Origin of the sequence: Candidatus Palauibacter irciniicola, assembly GCF_965208695.1 — a bacterium.
GTDB classification, from domain to species: Bacteria; Gemmatimonadota; Gemmatimonadetes; order Palauibacterales; family Palauibacteraceae; genus Palauibacter; species Palauibacter irciniicola.
Map to the genome: position 1 here is coordinate 1,738,075 of NZ_OZ242352.1, position 24,030 is coordinate 1,762,104.

Sequence of the window (24,030 nt, forward strand, 5' to 3'; positions counted from 1 at the left end):
CTGCAGGACCCCTCAGCCGCCGGGGACGCGGAGGATGGGATACACCTCGCCGGGACGCAGCCGGTCCGCGAGGAAGCCCCAGTTCGCGAAGCCGTCGTCCGACTGCGGCTCCACGAGGCTGAACAGCAGGCGTCCGAGCGGCCGGTCGGTCCGCGCCACCATGTCGCCCGGGGCGGGCGTGACCCGCGCCGGCTCGTAGCCGCCGAAGAGCCTCTGCTCGTTGCGGCCCTGGAACGGCCGCTCGGCCGTCTGCACGGAGTCGATGCGGAACGCCTCCACCTCCAGGGGCGTCGCACCGGCCGGCTCCAGCGCGATGCCGTGCGCCGCGAGCCGGGTCAGGACGTCCCCCAGGTCAGCGGGGATCAGGTAGGCCTCGGGCACGCGCTCCACTAGCGTCGGCGCGAACGTCCCGTACTCGTACATCGCCTCGACGTACTGCGTGTCTGCGCGCAGGAGCAGCGGGCGTCCGGTGAGGGGGTGTACCTCCTCGACGGTGGCGCCCATGAGGATGTCGACGGGCGCGGCCGAGCGTTCGGGGACGGCGCGCAACGCGAGCATGTCGCCCGTCACCCCGGCGGCATCGGCATCCGCGACGATGCGCCGTACCTCGGCCGCGTGCTCATGGACGTAGTCGAGGATCTCCTCCACGAAGTACAGCGTCGCGAGCACGCGCTCCTCGAAGCTCGCGTAGGAGTAGGCCTCGCTCAGGATCGCGATCCGGTTGCGGAGACCGATGTAGTTGTTGTTGAAGCGCGGGCGGTGGTCGAAGGTGTACCAGCCGGGCGCCTCCCCGCCCCGCGCGAAGGCGTTCCCGTAGTAGTAGTACTCCCAGCCGTACTTCTCCCGGATCTCTCCGGTCACGTGGGGGAAGAGCCCTTCACGCAGGAAGCCGTCGATCTCCCCCGGCGTGTTGGGATGCAGCGGCGGCGAATAGGTGAGGTGATAGGCGTGCTGCGTCCCGTTCGTCGTGTGCAGGTCGACGGCCACGTGCGGGTCGTACTGGCCGAACAGCCGTGCCACCGACCGTGCCTCCGGCGAGTCGAGCTTCATGTGGTCGCGATTCAGGTCGTAGCCCTGGGCATTCGGCCGCTGGCCCATCCCTCCGACCGGCCCGTGCTGGCGGCCGCGGTTCGTGAGGAGCACCCGCTCGTTGCCGTCCGCGTTGTAGATGGGCGCGATGAGGAGGACCATCGACTCCCGCCACTCGCGGTGGCGCCCGGCGAGGAGGTCGCGCAGCAGCATCTGGAGCGCTTCCTTCCCGCACACCTCGCCGGCGTGGATGTTGCCCTGCAGGTAGACGACCGTCTTGCCGGAAGCCCTGACGGACGCCGCACTCGCATCTTCCACGTCGCCCACCACAACCATGGGGATCGGCCGTCCCTCGTTCGTATAGCCGTAGGTCGTGTAATGGACCGACGGATCGCTCGCCGCGGCGCGTTCCAGGAAGTCCACGACGTCGGCGTACGAACTCGTTTCCCGGTACTCCGTCCGCTCCGCGCGGGTGAGAAACGCTTCGCCCGCCGGCACCGGACCTCCACACGCCGCCACCGCCCCCGCAACCGCCAACCACCGCAGTACGCGCACGCTCATTCGAACCTCCGCATCTCGGAACCGTGCCATCGCCGGCTAATCCTCGGGACCGCGTCGGTCGGCCCAGGCGGCCACGTGCGCGGCCATCTCTTCAGCCACGTCCTCGTTCGTGCGGGCGCTGCGCTTGAGGACGCGGAACGAGTGGTCGGCGCCCTCGAGCCGGTGCAGCGTCGCGAGCGGGCCGAGCGAGGCGCACGTCGGTTCGATCAGATCCCAGCGGGCGAGGGCGTCGCGCGTCCCCTGCAGAAAGAGCATCGGCACCGTGACGCCGCTCAGGTGGGCCGCGCGCTCGGCGGCCCGCTCGGGACGGCCGGGCGCGTGGAGCGGGAAGCCGAAGAAGACCAGACCGCGGACGCCCGGCAGCGGCGCCCCGGAGGCGGCGGTCGACGTCATGCGGCCGCCCATCGACTTGCCGCCCGCCAGCAGCGGAAGCCCGTCCGCCAGGGCGGCGGCCTTCGCGACGGCGGCCCGCACGGTTTCGACGAGGACCGCGGGACGGTCGGGGGGCCGGCGGCGGCCGGAGAGCGCCCGCGCCTCCATGTAGGGGAAGTGGTAGCGAAACGACGCGACCCCCCGCCCCGCCAGCCGCTGCGCCATGTCGGACATGAACGGGTGCTCGATCCCCGCCCCGGCCCCGTGCGCGAAGGCGAGCATGGCGCGCGGCTCCGGGGGACGGACGAGCAGCGCGGACACTTCGCTCACGCGCAGGGAAACGAACTGGGCCTGCTCGGGAAACCGATGCGTCTCGCCGACCTCGCCGGCGGCGCGGGGAGCGGACCGGCTCACGGCGACTTCGTGTCCGGCTGGTCGCGCGGTTCGTGGGCGGCCACCGGGCCCGTCCAGCGGTCGGTCGGGTCGAGCTTCTCCTCCGCCTCGGGCGCTGCCGGAGCCGGGATCCGGAGCGCCAGCCACAGCGCCACGGCCGACGCCGCGGCCCCGACGAGGAACGGGCTCTCGATCGAATACAACTCGAACAGATGACCCGCCGCCAGCGGCGCCAGCACCCGACCCGTGCCTCCGGCGACCTGGCTGCCGCCGAACACGGACCCCTGCGAGTGTTCGTCCGTGGCGCGCGAGATCAGCGCGTGGAGCGCCGGGAAGATCAGCCCTGTCGCGGACGCCCACACGGGTACGAGGAACCAGAGCTGCCAGCGATCCGAGAGGAACGGAATCGCCCCCACGCCGAGGGCGAGCAGCAGACAGCCCGCGCGCATCGTGTTCGGCTCGCCGAACTTCTTGACGATCCGGCCGACGAGGCCTCCGCGAACGATGACCGTGCACCCTCCCGCGAGCGTGAACACGAGGCCCATGTCGGCCGCCGTCATCGCGAACACGCGCTCGGTGTACAGCGCCAGGACCGATGTCATCGAGGTGAAGCAGGCGAGCGTCAGGAAGTACACGAGCAGGAGCACGCGCAGCGGGAAGCGGCCCAGCGAGCGCACCCACAGCTTGAACGTCGCGGCTTCCCCTCTGGACGCGTCGGCCTTGCCGGAGCGGAAGTGCCGCGATTCCGGCAGCAGGACCACGGCCGCCAGCAGGTTGACCAGGCACAGGCCGGCGGCGACGTAGCCCGGCACCCCCAGCCCGAAGCCGCTGAAGGCCCCGCCGATGGCCGGGCCCAGCATGATTCCGAGACCGGATGCCGCACCGATCAGCCCGAGCCCCCGGGCCCGTTCCTCCCCTTCGGTGGAGTCCGCGACGTAGGCCTGGGCGATGCCGACCGTCCCCCCGGCGGCACCCGCCGTCGCACGCGAGATCAGGAGCTCCCACAGGTTGTCGGCGAGCGCGAACATCAGGTAGGAGAGCACCGAGGCGAGGAGCCCGATCAGGAGGAGACGCCGCCGCCCCAGGCGGTCGGAGAACCGTCCCCAGATGGGGGCGGCCAGGAGTTGCGTGACGGAATAGGAGGCGATGATGAGGGTGACCCAGCGCGGCGAGGCGCCCAGTTCCTCGGCGTAGAAGGGGAGCAGCGGGAGGACGATGCCGAAGCCCATCATGTCCACCATCACCGTCCCGAACAGGACGCCGAGCCCGGAGCGTCTCAGCATGCGGTTGCGGTGGTCATCCCATGCTTCAAGCCGAACTCCTCCCTGCTCGGACCATGCCCGGGCCGGGTCGGCCGGGGGCGCGAAGCGCGGCGCGGCTCGGCCGCGTGGACGCTGTGCTCACGACACCCCGGACGATCCCCGCGTTGCGCTTCCGGCGGCGGAGGCCGTGGCGCAAAAACTCACTGTCCGTCGGGTGGGAGCGGGGATAGTTTGCCCCCCACCGGACGCCGGGGACAGTCCCGGGTCCCGGAACGCCCGCGGGACGGCCTCTCGCAATCTTCAGACTTCATCTTCGGAACGGTTTTCAAGAGGAAGGGATTCATGGCTGACACGCTGATTCGATATGCGGCCGAGGACGGCGTCGCGGTCTTCACGATCGACGACCCCCCCGCGAACACATACACGTACGAGATGATGCGCGACCTGGACGACGCGATCCTGCGCGCGCGCTTCGACGAGAACGTCCACGTCATCGTCATCCGGGGCGAGGGAGACAGGTTCTTCTCCGCCGGGGCGAACATCAAGATGCTCCAGACCTCGGACCCCTACTTCAAGTACTTCTTCTGCCTGCACGCGAACGAAACGCTGACCCGCCTCGAGCACACGCCCAAGCTCGTGATCGGCGCCCTGAACGGGCACACCGTGGGGGGCGGACTCGAGATCGCGCTCGCCTGCGACATCCGGATCGCCCGCCGGGACGCGGGGAAGATCGGGCTGCCGGAGGTGAACCTCGGCGTCCTCCCGGGGACGGGCGGGACGCAGCGGCTCGGCCGGCTGCTCGGGAAGCCGAAGGCCATCGAGTTGATGGCGGAGGGCCGCACGTTCGGGTTCGAGGAGGCGCTGGAACTGGGGCTCGTGAACAAGGTGTTCGAGGGAGATGACGAGGAATTCCACGCGCAGGTGATGGAGTACGCGCGGCAGTTCACGCCGCCCCACAAGGCGTCGCGCGCGGTGGGCCGCATCAAGCGGTCGGTGTGCAGCGGCGTCGAGGTGCCCTTCTCCGAGGGCCTCGCGATCGAGCGCGAGCTGCAGCAACTCCTCTTCCAGGGAGACGACGCGCGCGAGGGTCTCGCGGCCTACGTCGAGCGGCGCGCGCCCGAGTTCGCGGGGCGCTAGGACGCGGCGGATCGGGCCGGGACGGCGGGAGCGGGGCGAAGCGCGGTGAGCGGCGCGGACCGGACTCCGGTCATCATCGACGCCGTCCGCACGCCGGTGGGGCGCGCGGGCGGCGCGCTCTCGTCGATGCGGGCCGACGACCTCCTGGCGCACGCGATCCGCGCCCTTGTCGAGCGGACCGGCGTCCCGGCCGGCCGCGTCGAGGACGTGATCGCCGGGTGCACGAACCAGGCCGGCGAGGACAACCGCAACGTGGCCCGGATGGCCGGGCTGCTGGCCGGACTCCCGGTCGGGGTCGCGGGCCAGACCGTGAACCGGCTCTGCGGATCCGGGCTGCAGGCGGTCGTCACCGCCGCGCACGCGATCCGGGCTGGCGAGGGTGACGTGTTCATCGCGGGCGGCGTCGAGAGCATGTCCCGCGCACCGTGGGTCATGCTGAAGACGGACCGGGCCTTCTCGCGCGTGCCGCCGAAGCTCGCGGACACCACCGTCGGCTGGCGCTTCGCCAACCCCGCCATGCCCGAGCCGTGGACGATCCCGCTCGCCGAGACCGCGGAGGTCGTGGCGGAGGACCACGGCGTCGGGCGCGGGGAGCAGGACGCCTTCGCGGTGGAGAGCCAGCGCCGCGCCGCCGCCGCGATCGAGGCGGACCGGTTCGCGGACGAGATCGTGCCGGTCGAGGTTCCGCAGCGGAAGGGCGAGCCGCTGCGCGTGGGAGGCGATGAGCACCCCCGCCCCGGCACGACCCTCGAGCAGCTCGCCCGCCTGCGCGCCGCCTTCCGGGCGGACGGCACCGTGACGGCCGGAAACGCGTCCGGCATCAACGACGGGGCGGCCGCCGTCCTCGTCGCGAGCCGGGCCGCCGCGGACGAACTCGGCCTTCGGCCCCTGGCCCGCGTGGGGGCTTCGGCGGTCGCCGGCGTGGAGCCGCAGCGGATGGGTATCGGACCCGTGCCCGCCACCCGCAAGGCCCTGCAACGAGAAGGACTTACAGTCGATGACCTCGACCTGATTGAACTCAATGAGGCGTTTGCCGCGCAGGCCCTGCCCTGCATCGCCGAACTGGGCCTCGATCCGGCGCGGGTGAACGTGAACGGGGGCGCGATCGCGCTCGGCCATCCCCTCGGCTGTACCGGCGCCAAGATCCTCACGACGCTCGTCCACGAGATGCGGCGGCGCGACGCATGCCACGGGCTCGTCACGATGTGCATCGGGGTCGGCCAGGGGATCGCGCTGCTCGTGCATCGCGACGCGGAAACGGCATGAGGCGGGGAGGTTCGGCATGAGCGAGGCACACGTCCTGATCGATATCGAGGACGGCGTGGGGACCCTCACGCTGAACCGGCCGGACAAGCTCAACGCCTTCATCGGCGAGATGCGGGGCGAGATCGCCGGCGGGATCGAGACGCTCGGCGCGGACGACGGGGTGCGGGCGGTCATCATCACCGGAGCCGGGCGGGCGTTCTGCGCCGGCGCCGACGTCAAGTACCTCACCCGCCTCATCGAAACGCGGGCGATCGACGAGGCCGTCGCCCTGGTCGAGGCGGGACGCCGGGTCGCGTCGGCCATCCGGGGGATGCCCAAGCCCGTCATCGCCGCGGTGAACGGGCCCGCGGCGGGGGGCGGCGCGAACCTCGCCCTCGCCTGCGACCTCCGGCTCGCCTCCGAGACGGCGTCGATCGGCCAGACCTTCAACCGTATCGGCCTCCACCCGGACTGGGGCGGGACCTACGCCGTGCCCCGCCTCGTGGGTCCGGCGCGCGCCGCGGAACTCTTCTTCTTCGCGGAGATGGTGCCGGCCGCCGAGTGCGAGCGGATCGGCCTCGTGAACCGCGTGGTCCCCGCGGATGAACTCATGCCGCTGGCCCACGAGTGGGCGCGCACGCTGGCGCGGAAACCGCCGCTGCCCCTGCGGCTCGCGAAGGAGGCGGTACAGCGGTCCCTGTCGTCCAGCTTCGACGAGATGATGGACTACGAGACGGCGGCGCAGAAGGCCTGCTTCGAGTCCGCGGACGCGCTCGAGGGCGTGCGGGCCTTCGTGGAGAAGCGCCCGCCCCGGTTCGGGAGCGGCGGCGAGGACGACAACCCGGCAGCGACGGAGGGGGGTGCGCGTGTCTGAGACCGTCACGGTTCGGCCGGCCCGGATCGACGACATCGACGAACTCGTCGCGATGTGGACCCGGTACATGCGGATTCATGCCCTCAATCCCGCCTACCGGCGGCTCCGCACGGATGCGATACAGACGCGCGCGGGCATGTTCCGCCGCCATATCGAAGAGGCCACGAGCGTCGTCTTCGTCCTGGAGGCGGAAGACGGCGGCCTCGACGGCATGCTCGTCTGCTTCGTGGAGGAGAACGAACCCCTGTTCGACCCGCCGCGCTACGTGCGCATCCAGACCCCGTTCGTGAGGCGGGAGGAACGGCGCAAGGGCAACCTGCGGCGCCTCCTGCGCGCCGCGTTCGAGTGGGCGGCGGACTGGGACATCCACGAGGTGCGCCTCTTCACCGGAGCGGACAACCTGATCGCGAACGCGCTCGCCGACGACCTCGGCTTCGAGGCCGTCGAGGTCGTGCGCCGGTACGCCCTCCGCCCCGAGCCGGAGATGAACCCGGAGGACTGGCTCGAATGACGGCGCGTCCGGCGCTGGCCGTGCTCGGGGCCGGCACGATGGGACACGGGATCGCGCAGGTCGCGGCGATGTCGGGCTACGACACCCGGCTCTTCGACGTCATGCCCGAAGCGCTGGAAACGGCGCGGGAACGGATCGAGGCGAATCTCCGCAAGGGGATCCAGCGCGGGAAGGTTACGGCCGAAGCGCGCGATCGGGCGCTCGGCGGGTTGTCCTACAGCCGATACCTGGGGGAAGCCGCCGACGGGGTCGGGATCGCGATCGAAGCCGTGCCCGAGAAGCTCGATCTCAAGCAGAAGGTCCTCGCCCGGTGCGGGGAGGCGGCCGCCGACGGCGCGCTGCTCGCCACGAACACCTCGTCTCTTTCCATCACCGCCCTCGCGGAGGGACTTCCTTCGCCCGACCGCGTGATCGGGATGCACTTCTTCAACCCCGTCCACATCATGGCGCTCGTCGAGATCGTGCGCGGGGCGGGGACGTCCGACGAAACCGTGGCGAGGGCGCGCGAGGTCGCCGAACGCCTGGGGAAGACGCCGATCGTCATCGCGGACTCGCCCGGGTTCGCCTCCTCGCGGCTCGGGCTTGCGCTCGGGCTGGAGGCGATCCGCATGGTGGAGGACGGCGTCGCGAGCGCGGAGGACATCGACACCGCGATGATGCTCGGCTACCGGCACCCCATGGGACCGCTGAAACTGGGAGACCTCGTCGGACTCGACGTCCGGCTCGACATCGCCCGCTACCTGCACGAGGCGCTGGGATCGCCGGTGTTCGAACCCCCCGCCCTGCTCGAGCGGATGGTGGCGGCGGGCCGCCTCGGCCGGAAGAGCGGACGCGGCTTCTACCGCTGGGACTGACGCCTGGAACCAGGAGACACTTGTGAGCAACGTACAGACCGCCCCGGAGACGTCCTCGACGCACGCCGCCGGCCCCGCGCCCGCGGCGGAATCCCGTACGCGGACGCTGACCGCCGCTCAGAGCGACTACCTCTATCCCTGGGTCCGCCCCTACTACGGCGAGCCTCTCGCGCTCTCCCGGGGCGAGGGCGTCTGGCTCACCGACGTGGACGGCGATGAGTACCTGGACCTTTTCGCGGGCATCCTCACGACATCGGTCGGCCACTGTAACCCGGCGGTCGTCGAGGCGGCGCGCGCGCAGATGGAGCGGCTGGGGCACACCTCGGCCCTCTACGTGACGGAAAACCAGATCGAGGCCGCGCGCTCGCTGGCGGAGATCGCGCCGGGCGCCCTCCGGACGACCTGCTTCACGAACAGCGGGACGGAGGCGGTGGAATCCGCGGTCGCGACGGCGCGCCTGTACACGGGGCGGCACGAGATCGTCGCGCTGCGGCTCTCCTATTCGGGGCGGAGCACGCTCACGAGCCACATGACCGCGCAGGGCGCCTGGCGGCTGCCCGGCGGGGGCGTCGACGGGATCGTCCACGCCCGGTCCCCGTACCTCTACCGCTCTCCGGTCGGCGCCGGCCCCGAGGCGACGGACTTTTTCATCGACGACCTCGTGGAAGTCATCGAGACGACGACGGGCGGGAAGCCGGCCGCCTTCTTCGCCGAGACGATCCAGGGCGTGGCCGGTGTCATCGTGCCGCCGCCGGACTATTTCCGGCGGGCGGCGGAGGTGATCCGGAGCTACGGCGGGCTGTTCATCATCGACGAGGTGCAGGCCGGGTTCGGCCGGACCGGGGACCGCTGGTTCGGGATCGAACACTGGGGCGTCGAGCCGGACATCATGGTGATGGCGAAGGGGATCGCGAACGGATTCCCCGTCGGGGCGACCGTCACCCGGCCCGAGATCGCCGAGGCCTGGCAGGGGCCGTCGATCTCCACCTACGGGGGCAACTCGGTCTCCATGGCGGCGATGGGCGCCACCCTGGGCGTGATGAAGCGCGAGAACGTGCCGGCCCGAGCCGCCGAGCGCGGCGCCCAGCTTCGCGCCGGACTCGAGGCGTTGAAGGGCGCGCACGGCTGGATCGGCGAGGTGCGCGGCATGGGGCTGATGCAGGGCATCGAGATGGTCGAGGATCGCGCCGGGAAGGTGCCGGACGGGGACCGGGCCGGCGCGCTGCTCGAGGCGGCCCGCGAGGAGCGTTTGCTCATCGGGCGCGGCGGGCTGAACGGACACGTGATCCGGATCGGGCCGTCGCTCCTCATTTCGGAGGACGAGCTGGCGGAGGGCATCCGCCGCCTCACGGCCGCCTGCCGGCGGATCGACGGCTGACCCGACCGATCGCGCGCGAGGGCGTCCGGGCGTGAGCCGCCTCGCCGGGCGCGTGGCGATTGTGACGGGCGCCGGCCGCGGCATCGGCCGGGCCCACGCGCTCGCCCTGGCGGCCGGCGGGGCGAGCGTCGTCGTCAACGACCTCGGCACGGCCGTTGACGGCGACGGCGCCGATGGCGGGCCGGCCGAATCCGTCTGCGCCGAGATCCGGGCCGGCGGCGGCCGGGCCGTGGCCAGCCGTCACGACGTCTCCGACTGGACCGCCGCCCGCCACCTCATCGCCCTCGCGGTCGAATCGTTCGGCGGACTCGACATCCTCGTAAACAACGCGGGCATCCTCCGGGACCGGGCCCTGTTCAACATGTCCGAGGACGAGTGGGACGCGGTCGTCGCCGTCCACCTCAAGGGCCACGCCGCCCCGAGCCGCCACGCGCTCGCCTGGTGGCGCGCCGAGGCCAAGGCCGGCCGCCCCCGCGCCGCCTCCGTCATCCACACGACCTCTACCTCCGGGCTGTGCGGCAACTTCGGACAGGCGAACTACGGGGCCGCGAAGATGGGCATCATCGGTCTCTCGAAGGTGCTCTCCATCGAGGGAGCGCCGTACGGCGTCCGCTCGAACGTGATCTCGCCCTCGGCGCGGACCCGCATGGTGGCCGGGATGACCGGCGTCGACCAGCTGGGCGAGCCGGACGAGACCGGATACGACCCGTTCGGGCCCGAGCACGTCGCCGCTCTCGCGGCGTGGCTGGCCGAGGCCGACTGCCCGGCTTGCGACCAGATCTTCCATGTCTCCGGGCGGCGGGTCCGCGTGCTGGAGGTGCCCCGGATCGCCTTCGAGGCCCGCTCCGACCGCGACCTGGCGCCCTCCGCGCTCGACGAGGCTCTGAAAGACAGGCTCGTCACGCCACTCGACGCCTTCGACCTCATTCTCGGCCCCGAATCCCGCCGGACTCCTTGACGATTCCGCGCGGACGGTAAAGTATCCGGCCCGGGCGCGAGACGAATGTGCGCGTCGCCGACCGGAACAGCCTCACCCACCCTTTACGGAAAGGTCTTGACCATGTCGTGTGAAGCTCGCCTTGGAGCACTCGTCGCGGAACACCTCGATCTGGGCCGTGAGCCCCAGTGGGATGGCGGACTCGCGGATTCGGGCGTTTCCTCGCTCGACGCCGTCGCCTTCAAGAAGGTCGTCGAGCAGGAGTTCGGCGTCACGGTCCCCCCGGAGTGCTTTGACACGCTGCGCAAGCTGGCTGCGTACATCGATTCCCAGGCCGCCTGACCCCACCCCACCGGCCTTGACTGCGTCCCCCCGGGCCGACCGGTCCGGGGGGACCGCATGACATGACTTCCCGCCCCGTTTGGGAAGTACCGGAGCCGCATTCGGTGGACGATGTCCGGCACGACGACGGCAGCGTCACGAAAGTGCGGCGACATGGGAACACCGGCGGCCGCCGTCTGCTCGTGGGCCACGGCAACGGTCTCGCGGTCGACCTGTACTATCCGTTCTGGTCGCGGTTCCTGGACGACTTCGATGTGTTCGTCTACGACCTGAGAAACCACGGGTGGAACGCCGTCGGCCCGCGCGACGAGCACAATGTCCCCAACATGATCCGGGACCAGGAAGAGGTCGTCGAGACGATCGCCGCCCGGTACGGCGCGACGCCGACGATCGGCGTGTTCCACTCCCTTTCGGCGCTGACGGCGCTCCTCTCGGATTCGCTCGGCACCGGTCGAACCGGCGAACTGGCCGCCTGGATCCTCTTCGACCCACCCCTCTTCAAGCCGAGGCTGGGCGAGGCCGAGTTCGACAAGTCCGCCGACCGGTCGGCGGAACTCGCGCGGCGCCGGACGGATCGGTTCCGAAGAGAATCGGAGTTCTCCGAACTCCTCCACCACCTCGTGCTCTCGCGCGCCGTCCCGGGGGCCGCGGACCTGATGGCCAGCACCGTCCTTCGCGAATCCGGGGACGGGGAGAGCGTCGAGCTTCGGTGTCCGCGCGAATACGAGGCGCAGATCTTCGCCTACGCGCGCACCTACGCCTTCCTCGTGGACCTGGGGAGCCTTCCGTGTCCGACCAAGGTCATCGGGTCGGACCCGACGATGACGTTCTCGTACATGCCGTCGTTCAACCTCAGTCACATCAACACGGTCGACTACGACTTCATACCGGAATCCACGCATTTCCTCCAGGTGGAGCAGCCGGAGGAGTGCGTCGACCTGATGCGCGAGTTCCTCGAGGGTCACGGCCTGCTGTAGACCGCTACGGACCCCCGCCCGGCGTGCCGGCGACGGCGACCCGAACGGTGACGATGTCCGTGTCGTAGTACTGCCGATGGCGGACCGAGGACGCGAGGTGCCGCAGGAGGCGCAGCGACACTTCGCTCTCCGCGGCGGTTTCCTCGACCTCGCCGCTGAGCAGCGCGAGGCGATCCTGGAGGTTCTCGTCCTGCGGCGCGACGACGAATTCGAGCGCCACCTCGCCGGCCTCGCGCCGGGCGGCCATGACGAGTCGGCGCCGGGAAGGGTCGTCTCCGGATGTCTCCGGCCGGGTCAGCGTGAGCAGCGCCTCCTCGGCGGCGGCAGCCAGACGGTCCGCGATTTCCTCCCCCAAGCGGGCCTTCGCGGCGAAGGTCCCGAGGAATTCCCGGACCCGCGGAAACGCGGACGGACCGAACTCCATGTCGATGCGCGCCTGACGGGGTTCGGTCAGACGCAGGAAGAAGGTCAGGAGGATCGCGGTGAAACCGCCGGCGTTCATCCCGTTGGCCAGCAGGCCGCCGGCGAAGGCGGACACCTGCTCGGGGAGGATGAGCCCGTACTGGCAGCTGACGCCGGTCAGGAAGGCGAGGCCGACGACGATGCCGTTCCGGATGTCGAGTCCGCCCCGCAGGACGATCTTGAGGCCGATCGCGAACAGCATCGCGAGGAGGACGGCCAGGTACGCCGCGAATACCGGATCCGGGATCGCGAGCACGACCGCGAAGGCCTTGGGAAGGAAGGCGAAGGCGATGAAGGCGGCGCCGGCCGCGAGTCCCACACCCCGCGCCGCCACGCCGGTGAGTTGCGTGAGCGGTACGCTGGTCGTGGTCGCGCTCCCCGGCACCGTGCCGGCGCAGCCCGCCAGCAGGTTGGCCACGCCGTCCACGGCCACCGCGCCCTGCACGGCCCGGAAATCGGTCGCCCGACTTGCGCGCCGCCACGACACCCGCTGGACCGCGACGGCGCTGCTCATCGTCCGGATGGCCGCGATCACGGCCACGAGCAGGAACGAAGGCAGGAGCGTCCAGAAAGCCGCCCCGAACTGGAGGTCGAAGCCCGGCGGCCGCGGGTGCGGAAGCGCGACCCACGTCGCGTCCGCGATCCGTCCCACATCGTAGAGGCCGTACGAGGCGGCGACCGCGGTCCCGACGATCACGCCGATCACGGGGGCCCACAGGCGGAGCGCCCCGGTGCCGCGCAGCGCGAGGCATCCGATCAGGATCAGGGTGACGAAGAAGCTGAGGGGGGCGCCCGGGGGAGCGGCGCCGTCCGGCCCGGTGGCGAGGAGCCCCGACACGAAGGGCAGCACCGTCACGGGAATCAGCATGATCACCGTGCCCGAGACCGATGGGGTCAGGATCCGCTGGAGGAGGGACAGCCGCCAGGAGAGCACGAGCGGGATGAACGCGGCGACGACGACGAGGGTGGCGAGAAGGGCGGGACCACCCTCGGTGAGCGCCAGGATGCACGCCGGGATGAAAGCGCCGGAGGTGCCCATCAGGAGGACGTGTCCGGTGCCGAAGCGCCCCGCCCGGACCGACTGCAGCATCGTCGCCAGGCCGCAGGCCGTGACGGACGCCAGCACCGCCCACGAAAGATATTCCTCGCTGACGCCCGCGGCCCGCATCACGACGAGCGGGATCAGCACGATCGCCGCGATGTTCAGCACCGCGAGCTGGAGCCCGACGCCGAGCGCCAGCGGCGTCGAGGGCTTCTCGTCGGGCTGGTAGCGGACGCCGGCCCGGCCGTCCGCCGCGGGGGCGTTCAAGCCCTCGTCTCGATCCAGTGGCGTCGGCGCTGGAACGGGTAGCCGGGCAGCGCGATCCGGCGCCTCGTCTCACCCGCGAACAGCCCCGCGAAGGAGATGGGAAGCCCGGCCTCGTACGCCCTCGCCACGGCGGCCGCGAACGGTTGCCCCGCACGGGCCTCCGCGGGCGGCCAGTCGCGAAGCGCCGTCGGACCCGCAGGCGACGCCATCCCAAGGTCCACCACGAGGTCCACGCCGAGGTCCGCCAGCGCCCGGGAGGTACGGCCCGGATCCTCCTGCGCCCGCGCCTGCTCGCGCCAGTAGGCTCCGTCCGGCGCCTCGGCGGGGTCCATCCTGCGGCCCGTCACCTGGCTGACGATCGCCACGGAAGGCGGCGAAAGCTCCATCCCGCGCGCCGCGTCTTCCAGGTCGTCGAGCGGATCGTGTGCGGATTCGCCCGCTTCGCCGTCGGGCACGGCGGCCGCCAGCCGCTGTTTCGGCCGGGCCATGGCGGCCCCTCTCGCCGCGGCGAGCCGCAGCCCATCCTCCAGGCTGAAGACGCCGGCCGCCCAGCCCGCCGCCAGCTCGCCGACGCCGTGGCCCGCCACCGCGCCGGGGCGGACGCCCACGCTCGCCCAGAGGGCCGTGAGCGCGCAGCCCATGGCGTACGCGGCCGGCTGTGCCCACTCGGGGTCCCGCAGGGTTCCCTGCGCCCCGTCGCGACCGAACATCACGTCGAGGAGCGATGCCCCGTCCCGTGCTTCCCTCAGCACCGCGTCACAGCGATCGAGGATGGCGCGGACGGCCGGCTCCCCGTCGTACAGCGCCTCGCCCGATCCGTCCCGCGCGCCCTCTTCTCCGGCGAAGACGAAGGCCACCCTCGGAGCGGTGACCGGCCCGGCGTGGCGGCGCCAGTCGTCGTCGACGGCCCGCTCGGCGAGCACGCCAAGTTCATCGCGAAGGGACTTCATGTCGCGGAAGGGGAGGCCGGCGCGGTGGGCGAGCTGAGTCCGGCCGATCCCCGCCGTCCACGCCATGTCCGCGAGCACCGAGCCTCCGGCGTCACCCTCCTCCGGCGTCTCGTCGGCGTGCCCCACCAGCCACTCGAGGTACAGCCGCGCCATCTCCCGCAACGCCCGCGGCGACTTGGCCGAGAGAGGCAGGAGGCGGGTCTCCCGGGGAGCGGCGGCAACCGCGTCGGGCGCCGACGCCCCCGCCGACTCCGGCACGGCGACCGGAACCGTGACCGCCGGGCCCGCCGGCATCCGGGCGCCGTTCACGATCGAAGCGCGGTCCGGCCCGCCGTTCCCCTCGACGACGACGTGCGCGTTCGTCCCCGAAATCCCGAACGAACTCACCCCCGCCCGGCGCGGCCGGTCGCCGTTCGCCGGCCACGCCACGGCCTCGTCCGTGACCCGCACCGGGAGGTCCTCCCAGGCCAGGTGGGGGTTCGGGTTGTGGAAGTGAAGCTGCTTCGGGATCCGGCCTTCGTTCATGGCGAGGACCGCCTTGATGAGGCTCGCGATCCCGGCCGCGCACTCGAGATGGCCGATGTTCGTCTTCACGGAACCGATCAGGAGCGGCCGCTCCTCGTCGCGTTCCCGGCCGTAGACGGCCGCGGCCGCCTGCACCTCGATCGGGTCGCCCAGATCGGATCCCACCCCGTTCGCCTCGAGGTAGTCCACCGACGCCGGCGGAACGCCCGCCTGCGCGAGCGCCTTCTCGATCACGCGTTCCTGGGCCGGCCCGTTCGGCACCGTGAGCCCCGCGCTGGTCCCGTTCTGGTTGACCGCGGATCCGCGGATCACGCCCCAGATCCGGTCGCCGTCGGCCTTCGCATCGGCGAGCCGCTTGAGGACGACGACCCCGCACCCCTCGCCGCGCACGAATCCGTCCGCCGCCGCATCGAAGGTGTGGCAGCGTCCGCTCGCCGAGAGCAGCCCGACCTCCGTCATGAAAGTGGCCGTCTCGGGCCACAGGATCGCGTTGACGCCGCCGACGAGGGCCAGTCCCACCTCTCCCTGCCGGACGGCGGCGGCGGCCTGGTGGACGGCCACGAGCGAGGAAGCGCACGCCATGTCGAGCGGCACCGCGGGACCGGTGAGACCGAGCGCGAACGAGATCCGGCCCGCGGTCACACTCATCGTCGTCCCCAGGTATCCGTGCCCGTGGCCCATGGCCGCGGCGAGATCCCGGTAGTCTCCCGTGGTGACTCCGGCGTAGACCCCGGTGTTCGTGCCCTTCAACCGCGCCGAATCCAGGCCCGCATCCTCCAGCGCGTGCCACGTCGTCTCAAGCAGGAGGCGCTGGCGGGGGTCCATCATCCGCGCCTCGATCGGAGTGATCCCGAAGAAGCGCGCGTCGAACTTGTCGATGTCCTCGAGGAAGGCGCCGCGGCGCGAGTCCTGATCCTCCGAGGCGGGATCTCCGGCCACGCCGTTCCACGGGCCCGCGTCCCGGCGCCCGTCCGTGACCGCATCCGTCCCGGCGTCGAGTTGGCGCCAGAAGGCGGCGAGGTCCGGCGCGCCGGGGAAACGGCACGCCATGCCCACGATCGCGACGCCATCGTCCACCGCGCCGTCGCCCACGGCGCCGTCGTCCGGGTCCAGTGTCGACGGGCGGACGCCGGCCTCCTGCGCGGGCTCGGAGGCCGGGGCCGGAGCCGCCCCCCCTTCCCCGAGTTCCTCCGCGAGGTGCGCGGCGAGTTCGGCGATGTTCGGATAGTCGAACACCAGCGTGTTCGGCGCCGTGTACGTCCCGGCAAACGCCCGGTTCAGCCGGTTGCGCAACTCCACGGCCATCAGCGAGTCCATCCCGAGGTCGAAGAAGCCCACGGTGGGGGCCGGGGCCGACGACAGCCGCAGCACGGCCTGGACCTCCCCCTGCACGAACGACACCAGGAGGTCCTCGCGTTCCGCCGCCAGCGTTCCCCGAAGCCGGGTGAGGACATCCTCGGAGGAGGCGTCGTCGCCCGCCTTGGCATCGGACACCGCGGAGAGCAGATCCTCGAGCAGCGGCGGAGGATCCTCGACGGCCTCCTCGAACACGTCCCAGTCCATCGACATGACGACCGATGTCGTGGCGTCCTGCCGCACGAGCCGGTCGAACGCCCGCATGCCCTGCTGCGGCGTGAACCAGCGGCCGCCGAGCGCCGACCGCTGCCGGTCGATCCGGTCGCGCTGTTCCGCCGCCTCGCCGATGTCGGACCAGGCGCCCCAGGCGATCGCCTGCCCCGGGAGGCCCAGCGCGCGGCGATGGCCGGCGAGCTGGTCCAGGAAGGCGTTGGCCGAGGCGTGGTTCGTCTGGCCCGGATTGCCCATGACGCCGACCCGGCTCGAGAAAAGCGTGAAGAAGTCCAGATCCCGGTCCATCGTCGCGCGGTGCAGGTGCCAGGCGCCGAGGATCTTGGGCCACAGCACCCTCTCGAACCGCTCCCAGCTCTGGTTGGGGAGCGCGCCGTCCGACAGCACGCCCACGCTGTGGATCACGCCTCCGAGCGGCGGCAGATCGCGCTCGATGCGCTCCAGCATGGCGTCGATGGCCCCCTGGTCGGTCATGTCGGCCAGTTCGACCTGGACCGTCGCGCCGCGCTGCCGGAGCGCCCGAATGGCCTCCTCGGCTTCGGGGTCCGGGTCCCGCCGCCCGTTCAGCACGATCGCCCCCGCTCCCCGCTCGGCGAGCCAGTCGGCCACGGCGATCCCGATCCCGCCCAGGCCGCCCGTCACCAGGTAGCTCCGATCCGCGCGCAGCGAGCCCCGCACGAGCGGAGGCGTCGTCACGACGATCTTCCCGAGGTGGCGGGCGGAGCGCATGAACGACAGCGCGGCGCCGGCTTCGGCCAGCGGCCACCGGCTGTGGACGATAGGCTCGAGTTCTCCCGCCGCGACGCGCGCCATCAGGCCACGCAGGATCCGCCCCGCCCACGCGGGGTCCGTCTTCTTGACCACGTCCAGTTCGAGGATCCAGTAGCCCACGTCCGGACGCACGGCCGCCATCTCCTCCTCGGTGAGGATGTCGCGCCGGGCCATCTCGACGAAGCGGCCGCCCTCACGGAGGCAGGCGAGGCTCGCGTCGATGAAGCCCTCGCTCGTGAGGCTGTTCAGGACCACGTCCACGCCCTCGCCGCCCGTCGCGTCGAGGATCTCATCCCCGAAGTCGGTCGTGCGGCTGTCGAACACGTGCTCGACGCCGAGCGAGCGCAGATACGCCTGTTTCGGGGCGCTGGCCGTGGCGAACACCTCCGCGCCGGCCGCCTGCACGAGCTGGATCGCGGCGAGCCCGACGCCGCCCGCGCCGGCGTGAACGAGGACCCGCTCCCCCGCTTCCAGCCCGGACAGTTCGAAGGACAGCGCCGCCGACACGAACGCGCTCGGCACCGTCGCGAGGCCGCTGACGGAGAAGCCTTCCGGCGCGGGAGCGACGAGTTCCGCGTGCGTGATCATCTGCGGCGCGAAGGCGCCGAACCCCAGCCCGACGATGTGATCGCCGACGGAGACGGAGGACACGTCGGACCCCGTCTCGAGGATGTGGCCGCTCATCTCCCGCCCCAGCAGGCCCTCCTCGATGAAGCCGAGCGACCGGAACACGTCCCAGAAGTTGAGGCCGGAGGCCTCGACCGCCACGCGAACTTCATGCGGTTCCAGCGGCCGCGCCGGGAGGGTCTGCACGTGCGGCCGGTCGAACACGCCCCCCGTGTCCGGCGCCAGCACCCATTCCGTCTCCTCCGGGAACTCGAGGCGCTCGGCGCCGGAGCCCATGCGCACGAGGCGCGCCACGCGGCGGCTTCCGCGGCGGTACGCGATGTGGTTCTCGGGGTCGGGGTAGAGGAGTTCGTTCGCGAGATCCGGTTCCGGCGCCATCGCGCCGGGATCGAGATCGAGCATCCGCGTCTGCAGGTGCGTCGCTTCCCGGACCACGCCCTTGCCGAACCCCCACACGGCGGCGCCGGCGAGTGCCCCGCCCCGCTCGCGCTCGAGGATCTGGGCGCCGCGGGTGATGAACCACACGCCCTTCTCGGGGGTCAGATCCGAATCGCCCACGCCCTGTACGAGCGCGAGCGCGCTCGCCACCGCGCCCTCGATGTCGGCGGCCATTTCATCGGTCGTGGCGCGTTCCCCGTGGCCGTCCAGCGCCGCGAGGTGCACGGCGCCGTGGAACGGGACCCCCTCGGGCAGGCTCTCGATCAGCGACCGCCACGCCTCGCGGTCGCCGGGGTCCTTCCCGTTCGCGAGGACGACGGCCTGGTTCCGCGATCTCAGCTCGGCGGCCAGTCTCTCCGCCACGCCGCCCTCGTCTGCCGCGAGAACCCAGGCGCCCGCGGGCTCCGTCACCTTCGCCGGGCCCTGCGCCACGATCACGCCCTTGTCGAGCTTCATGTCGGGATCGGACTCGTCCACGCCGAGAACTTCCACCGCCTCGAACCCCGCGTCGCCGAGGGCCTGCCGCCATATTCCGGGGTCCGCCAGCGCGTGGTGCGGACGGTAGTCGTCGGCGAAGCGCCACCAGCCGTCGAGCTGCCCGAACGTGAGATCCATCCAGCCGAGGCCGGTGAGGTTTTCGAGCGCGACCAGCTGCCCGGACGGCGCCATGAGGTCCCGGCAGTGGCCGAGCGTTTCCTCCAGGTATCGCGTCGCGTGGAGCACGTTCGAGGCGATCATGAGGTCGTAGCCGTGGGCGTCGAAGCCCTGGGCGATGGGGTCCTTCTCGATGTCCAGGGGACGGTATTCGATGCCCCCGCCGCCGTCGCCGAAGCGCGCCTCGGCCTCCGCGAAGAAACCGGCGGAGATGTCGGTGTACACGTAGTCGAACTGCCCCTCCGGCAACTCCGGCAGGACCGACGCGGTCGCCGACCCCGTCCCCGCCCCGACCTCGATCACCCGCAGCCGCCGGCCGGCCGGGAGCGCGGCCACCAGCGCCCGCACCGCCTCCGCCAGCATCTCGTTCGCGGCCCGCGCGACGGGCGCCTTCAGGTACAGGTCCGCCGCCGTGGGCTCGCCGCTGCTGAACAGGAGCGTGAGCGGATCCGCCTTGCCCCGAAGCGCATCGGCCAGCGCCTCGCCGGAGCGCCGGAAGAGGCCGACCTCCGTGAGACCGTGGGCATAGCGGCCGGCCATCCCGGTCGCGAACTCGTCGAGATCCCGCGGCAGCTGTTCCGGCAACGGATCGTCCGGCCCCACGAGGATGCGGAAGCCTTCGGCCGTCTCCTCCGCCACGCCGCACCAGGCGAGCATCTCGAACATGCGGCGGAAAAGGCGCCCGTGTTCCGGGAGGACGTCCAGCTCCTCCCGGAGTGGCTCCGGGTCCACCGTCTCCCCGGCCGTTCTCCGCCAGCCCAGCTCCTCGAGGGTCGCCAGGGCGCGGGCGTGCGACCAGCGCTCGAGGTCCGCCAGCAGGGCGTTGCGGTCGTCCGGATCGACGCCCGCGTCGGTCAGGTAGCCGGCGAACGACTGCGCGCCCCCCGCGACGGCGGCGGGGCTCGGGAAGAAGTCCGCGGGAGCGATACCCAGCGGGAGTTCGCGCTCGCGCCATGCGACCTCGTACAGCAGGTCGTTGATCCCCTCGACCGCCGAGAGGAGCGCCTGCCGCGTGGCCCGCTTCACCGCGTAGCCGCTCAGGCGGCCGAGCGGCGCGCCGTCCGGATCGTAGATGCGCAGTTCGCCGCTCAGGACCTCCGCGGGCTCGCTTCCCTCGGCTTCCGCTTCGCGCGAGGCGTCGCTCAGGCGCACGTGGCACACCACCCGGTCGGGCAGCGGCCCGGCCAGCCACAGGCGTTCCCAGCCGAACGGGAGATACGTGGCGCCACCCTCCGTGCCCGCCACGTTGCGGGCCACGCCCACGGCCTGGAAGCAGCCATCCAGCACGAGCGGATGCACGTCCAGCCCGTGTCCGGCCAACGCCTCCGGCAGCGACACCTCGGCCACCGCCTCCCCGGGGCCGGACCAGGCCTTCCCCAGCGTGCGGAAGGACGGACCGAGATCGACCCCCGTGCTCGCGCGCTGCCGGTAGTAGTCCGCCACCTCCACTGGCGAGAGATCGGCCCTCAGGCTCTCGAGGTCGATGCGGGCGCTGTCCTCCGGGTCGGGAATGCCGACCGCCAGACGGCCCTCCACGTGGACCGTCCAGACGCCTTCGCTCCCCCGGCTGAAGATCTGGACGCCGCGCGGCTCCGACGGGTCGGGGGCGTCGAGCACGACCTGCAGCGTCCGCCCCGCCGCGTCCGTGTCGTCCTCCTCCTCATCGAAGACGAGCGGGTTGTGCAACTGCATCTCCTCCACAACCACCGACCCTCCCTCCTCGAGGAGAGAGGCGGCGATCGTCATGGCCCCGTACAGCGCGCCGGGCGCCACCACGCGGCCGAACACGCGGTGGTCTTCCATCCAGGCCGGATCCGTCGGGAACACGTCCGTCTCGAAGGCGACCTCGCCGCGGGCGGACTCGTGGCGGGCGCCCAGCAGCGGGTGGCCCGCGCTCCCACGACGGCGTTTCGGCGGCGCGAGCCAGTGGCGGACGCGCTGGAACGGGTAGCTGGGGAGCGAGATCCGTCTCCGCGTCTCCCCGGCGAAGAGCCCGGCGAAGCGAATCGGGAGGCCCGCCTCGTACGCCGCGGCGACCGCCTCCGCGAAGCCGCCCGCGTCCTCCGCCTCGGGTGCATCGGCCGGCGGCGCGGTGAGGCTGGACAGGACCGCCGGGGCCGGTGCCTGGGGCGACTCCGGCCAGGCGGAGGCCGCCATCGGGGCCAGCAGCGATCGGGGACCGATCTCCAGCACGAGGTCGACGCCGAGGTCCGCCAGCGTCCGCACGCCCTGGGCGAAGGCCACCGGCTCGCGCGCGTGCCGTCGCCAATAGGCCCCGTCCAGTTCCTGTCCGGCATCCACCGCCCGGCCCGTGAGGTTGCTGACCACAGTGAGGGACGGAGCTTCGATCGCGGCCCCGTCGAGCGACGCAGCGAGTTCGTCCAGGATGGGATCGACCAGGGCGCTGTGGAACGCCCGCTTCGTGTTCAGACGTCGGACCCGTACCCCCTCCCCCTCGAATCGCTCCGAGATGGCTTCGATGTCCGCGACCGGCCCGCTCACGACCTGGTGACTGCCGTTGTAGCCCGAAATGCTCAGCCCGACGCCGGACGCCGCCGCGTTCACGGCCTCGACGGCCGACGCCACCTGCTCCGGGGGCGCGAACACCGCCGCCATGCCGCCCTCCTCCATGCGCGACATCAGCGCCCCGCGCGCCGCGGCGAAACGCATCCCATCCTCGAGGGAGAACACGCCCGCCGCCTGAGACGCCGCGAGTTCGCCGATGCTGTGCCCGATGACCACGTCCGGACGGACGCCGAGGCTCCCCCACAGCGCGGTCAGCGCGCACTCCAGCGCGTAGAGCGCGGGCTGCTCCCACGCCGTGTCCCCGAGATCCCCGGTCCCGTCCGGCCGGCCGAACATGACGTCGAGCAGCGAGGCGCCTCTCTCCTCGACGAAGACCGCCTCACAGCGGTCGAGCACGGCCCGCGCCACGGGCTCGCTCTCGTAGAGCGCCGCTCCCATGCCGGCCCACTGGCTCCCCTGCCCCGTGTAGGCGAAGGCCACCCGGGCCGGCGCCCCCGCCGGCGCGCCCCCATCCGTCCCCGCAAGCGCGAGAAGTCGCTCCCGCAGCGACGCCGCGTCGCGGAAGACGACGCCCGCGCGGCGGTCGAAGTGGCTCCGCCCCACGCCCGCCGTCCACGCCATGTCCGAGAGGAGCGGGTCCGAGGCGAGGTCCCCGGAGGAGGACGCCTCGGCGTGCTCGTCCAGCCACGACACGTACCGTGCGGCGAGGTCGCTCAGCGCGCCGTCCGACTTGCCCGACAGCGGAAGCAGGCGCGTCGCGCGCGGGCCGACGCCGTCCGGAACCGGCACGTCCGCCACCGTCTCCGACATGGAAACCGCCACCGGCACCCCGGCGCCCGCGACCCAGCCCCCATCGGCCCGGGCTTCGTCCGCGGCCTCGTCCGGGGCGAGGTATTCCTCCATCACGAGATGGGCGTTCGTCCCGGAGATCCCGAACGAGTTGACCCCCGCGCGTCGGGGCCCGTCCGTGCCGCTCGGCCACTCCATCATCGACGAGGTCACCCGCAGCGGGAGACGGTCCCAGTCCAGGCTCGGGTTGGGATCGTGGAAATGGAGGTGCTTCGGAATCACGCCGCGGTGCAGGACGAGCGCCGCCTTGATCACGCCCGCCACCCCGGCGGCCGATTCGAGGTGCCCGATGTTCGTCTTCACCGAGCCCATGAGCAGCGGGTTGTCCGCGTCCCGGCCCTTCCCGTAGACCGCGACCACCGCGTTGGCCTCGATCGGGTCGCCCACCGTGGTGCCCGTCCCGTGAGCCTCCAGGTAGTCCACCTCGAGGGGAGACACGCCCGCATCCGCCAGCGCCGTCTGCATCACCTCTTCCAGCGCCGGCGTGTGCGGCACCGTGAGCCCCGTGCTCGCCCCGCCGTGGTTCACCGCCGAGCCGCGAATCACGGCCCAGATCCGGTCGCCGTCCGCCGCCGCCTCGCTCAGCCGTTTGAGGACGACGACCCCGCAGCCCTCGCCCCGCACGTATCCGTTCGCCGACGCGTCGAAGGTTTTGCACTGCCCGTCCGGCGACAGCATCATCGCGTCCGCGCGGAGTTCGTAGATGCGGCCGTTGAGAATCGCCTGCACGCCGCCGGCAATGGCCAGATCCGCCCTGCCCTGCTGCAGGTCCGCCACCGCGTCGTGGACCGAGACCATGGAGGAGGCGCACGCGGCGTCCACCGCCTTCGCCGGCCCCCGGAGCCCCAGCACGAACGAGACCCGGCCGCTCGTGCCGTTCAGGTTCGTGCCGCTGAGCGCGTAGAGACAGCTCGCGGGCTCGGCGGGCTTGCTCGAGTCCACGACGAGCATCCGGTACTCGTCGTTGCTGATCCCCGTGTAGACGCCCGTGAGCGTCTCCCTCAGTCCGTCGGGATCGATCCCGGCGTCCTCGAGCGCCTCCCAGGTCGTCTCCAGCATCATGCGCTGCTGTGGATCCAGCAGTTCCGCCTCGACCGGCGAGATCCTGAAGAAGGCGTCGTCGAACAGGTCGATGTCGTCCACGAAGGCGCCGAAACGGCAGCCGTCGCTCAGGACCGCGTGGTCCCCGAAGATCTGGCCCCAGCGCCCCACGCCGGAACCCGGGACCCCTTCCTGGACGGAGTTCCCGCCCTCTTCGAGCAGGCGCCAGAAGGCGGGAATGCCCGACGCGCCGGGGAAACGGCACGCCATCCCGATGATCGCGACCGGCTCGGCACGCCACCCGTTTCGATCTGCCATGGTGTTGATCCCCTTGCCGGCCGGCTTCCCCGGACCGGACATTTGTTCGGCCGCAGTGTCACCCGAAAGCAGTGTCACCCGAATATGACGTGAAATATCAC

General features: G+C 71.8%; 14 protein-coding genes. 9 read left to right on the forward strand and 5 right to left on the reverse strand.

Annotated elements, in window-relative coordinates; all coding sequences use genetic code 11:
- Positions 1–12: 12 nt before the first annotated feature.
- From ACOGI9_RS07490 to ACOGI9_RS07500, 3 genes are read right to left on the reverse strand one after another with little or no spacing between them, the layout of a single operon-like run.
- Positions 13–1,590, reverse strand: a complete 1,578-nt coding sequence (locus ACOGI9_RS07490; protein ID WP_419856537.1) for a M14 family metallopeptidase — start codon at positions 1,588–1,590, stop codon at positions 13–15.
- Between the two features lie 36 nt (positions 1,591–1,626).
- Positions 1,627–2,376: an alpha/beta family hydrolase gene (locus tag ACOGI9_RS07495; RefSeq protein WP_419856538.1), complete on the reverse strand. Its 750-nt coding sequence runs from the start codon at positions 2,374–2,376 to the stop codon at positions 1,627–1,629.
- Positions 2,373–3,638 (reverse strand): MFS transporter, encoded by a 1,266-nt coding sequence (locus ACOGI9_RS07500; protein WP_419856539.1) that lies wholly within the window; start codon positions 3,636–3,638, stop codon positions 2,373–2,375. Before ACOGI9_RS07500 ends, ACOGI9_RS07495 begins: the two co-directional genes overlap by 4 nt.
- Positions 3,639–3,959: 321 nt before the next feature.
- Between ACOGI9_RS07500 and ACOGI9_RS07505 the strand changes: the two genes are divergently transcribed.
- From ACOGI9_RS07505 to ACOGI9_RS07545, 9 genes are all read left to right on the forward strand, one after another.
- The gene (locus ACOGI9_RS07505) at positions 3,960–4,754 is read left to right on the forward strand and encodes an enoyl-CoA hydratase/isomerase family protein (RefSeq protein WP_310777134.1); all 795 of its coding nucleotides are present in this window, start codon (positions 3,960–3,962) and stop codon (positions 4,752–4,754) included.
- Between the two features lie 45 nt (positions 4,755–4,799).
- Complete coding sequence (locus ACOGI9_RS07510; RefSeq protein WP_419856540.1) at positions 4,800–6,020, forward strand: thiolase family protein; 1,221 nt, start codon at positions 4,800–4,802, stop codon at positions 6,018–6,020.
- A gap of 16 nt (positions 6,021–6,036) precedes the next feature.
- On the forward strand, positions 6,037–6,873 hold the full coding sequence (locus tag ACOGI9_RS07515) for an enoyl-CoA hydratase/isomerase family protein (RefSeq protein ID WP_419856541.1): 837 nt from the start codon (positions 6,037–6,039) through the stop codon (positions 6,871–6,873).
- Positions 6,866–7,384, forward strand: a complete 519-nt coding sequence (locus tag ACOGI9_RS07520) for an N-acetyltransferase family protein (protein ID WP_419856542.1) — start codon at positions 6,866–6,868, stop codon at positions 7,382–7,384. Before ACOGI9_RS07515 ends, ACOGI9_RS07520 begins: the two co-directional genes overlap by 8 nt.
- Positions 7,381–8,238 (forward strand): 3-hydroxyacyl-CoA dehydrogenase family protein, encoded by an 858-nt coding sequence (locus ACOGI9_RS07525; protein WP_419856543.1) that lies wholly within the window; start codon positions 7,381–7,383, stop codon positions 8,236–8,238. The genes ACOGI9_RS07520 and ACOGI9_RS07525 overlap by 4 nt, the downstream gene beginning before the upstream one ends.
- A gap of 22 nt (positions 8,239–8,260) precedes the next feature.
- Positions 8,261–9,616 carry an aspartate aminotransferase family protein gene (locus ACOGI9_RS07530; protein ID WP_419856544.1) on the forward strand — a complete coding sequence of 452 codons (1,356 nt, stop codon included), beginning with the start codon at positions 8,261–8,263 and terminating at the stop codon, positions 9,614–9,616.
- Between the two features lie 31 nt (positions 9,617–9,647).
- A complete protein-coding gene (locus tag ACOGI9_RS07535; RefSeq protein WP_419856545.1) occupies positions 9,648–10,574 on the forward strand; it encodes an SDR family NAD(P)-dependent oxidoreductase in 927 nt (308 codons plus the stop codon).
- A gap of 102 nt (positions 10,575–10,676) precedes the next feature.
- The gene (locus ACOGI9_RS07540; RefSeq protein ID WP_419859254.1) at positions 10,677–10,895 is read left to right on the forward strand and encodes an acyl carrier protein; all 219 of its coding nucleotides are present in this window, start codon (positions 10,677–10,679) and stop codon (positions 10,893–10,895) included.
- Between the two features lie 104 nt (positions 10,896–10,999).
- Complete coding sequence (locus ACOGI9_RS07545) at positions 11,000–11,872, forward strand: alpha/beta fold hydrolase (protein ID WP_419856546.1); 873 nt, start codon at positions 11,000–11,002, stop codon at positions 11,870–11,872.
- 4 nt (positions 11,873–11,876) lie between these two features.
- Here ACOGI9_RS07545 and ACOGI9_RS07550 read toward each other — a convergent pair whose 3' ends face one another.
- Together ACOGI9_RS07550 and ACOGI9_RS07555 are read right to left on the reverse strand one after the other, a co-directional pair.
- On the reverse strand, positions 11,877–13,643 hold the full coding sequence (locus ACOGI9_RS07550) for a uracil-xanthine permease family protein (protein ID WP_419856547.1): 1,767 nt from the start codon (positions 13,641–13,643) through the stop codon (positions 11,877–11,879).
- Positions 13,640–23,929 (reverse strand): SDR family NAD(P)-dependent oxidoreductase, encoded by a 10,290-nt coding sequence (locus ACOGI9_RS07555; RefSeq protein WP_419856548.1) that lies wholly within the window; start codon positions 23,927–23,929, stop codon positions 13,640–13,642. The genes ACOGI9_RS07550 and ACOGI9_RS07555 overlap by 4 nt, the downstream gene beginning before the upstream one ends.
- Between the last annotated feature and the right edge of the window lie 101 nt (positions 23,930–24,030).